This window comes from Vibrio sp. SCP2 (genome assembly GCF_059295395.1).
Genome location: NZ_JCAFVV010000020.1, coordinates 1 through 855, shown reverse-complemented (window position 1 = coordinate 855; position 855 = coordinate 1). Strand labels below are relative to the sequence as shown.

At 47.1% G+C, this 855-nt stretch carries 1 tRNA gene and 2 rRNA genes; all 3 read right to left on the bottom strand.

Annotated features, from left to right (window positions below):
- Positions 1-92, bottom strand: a 23S ribosomal RNA gene (locus AC5O63_RS22310); the annotation flags it as partial.
- Positions 93-369: 277 nt separating this feature from the next.
- A tRNA-Glu gene (locus AC5O63_RS22305) sits at positions 370-445 on the bottom strand.
- Between the two features lie 64 nt (positions 446-509).
- Positions 510-855 (bottom strand): 16S ribosomal RNA (locus AC5O63_RS22300); the annotation flags it as partial.

The following is an 855-nucleotide window of genomic DNA, read 5'->3' as shown; positions in this document are numbered from 1 at the left end:
TTACTACCTAATCTGGGCTTATCGCAAGTTACTACGTCTTTCATCGCCTCTGACTGCCAAGGCATCCACCGTGTACGCTTAGTCACTTAACCATACAACCCCAAAGGGTCTCTGTTTAAACAACCAAAGTTGTCTGCATTTTTATACATGTGCAGACACGATTTTGCCGGACTCAAATTTCCAAGAACACTTGAATGTGTGTTGGTACCTAAAACATAGTTTTAGGATTTGAGAACTTTTAATTGAATAACAACGCATCTCATAGAGATGGGGATTGTTGTTATTCGTCAGCTTTCCAAATTGTTAAAGAGCAAATCACCTCAATGAGGTAACCATTTTTAAAAGCACTTAACTAAGTACGCTTAAAGATGGTATCCCGTAGGGGAGTCGAACCCCTGTTACCGCCGTGAAAGGGCGGTGTCCTAGGCCTCTAGACGAACGGGACACTAAGGAGGGCTCTAATAAAGACATATCAATCTGTGTGAACACTCATCGCAATAATCATCGTATAAGGAGGTGATCCAGCCCCAGGTTCCCCTAGGGCTACCTTGTTACGACTTCACCCCAGTCATGAACCACAAAGTGGTGAGCGTCCTCCCGAAGGTTAAACTACCCACTTCTTTTGCAGCCCACTCCCATGGTGTGACGGGCGGTGTGTACAAGGCCCGGGAACGTATTCACCGTGGCATTCTGATCCACGATTACTAGCGATTCCGACTTCACGGAGTCGAGTTGCAGACTCCGATCCGGACTACGACGCACTTTTTGGGATTCGCTCACTTTCGCAAGTTGGCCGCCCTCTGTATGCGCCATTGTAGCACGTGTGTAGCCCTACTCGTAAGGGCCATGATGACT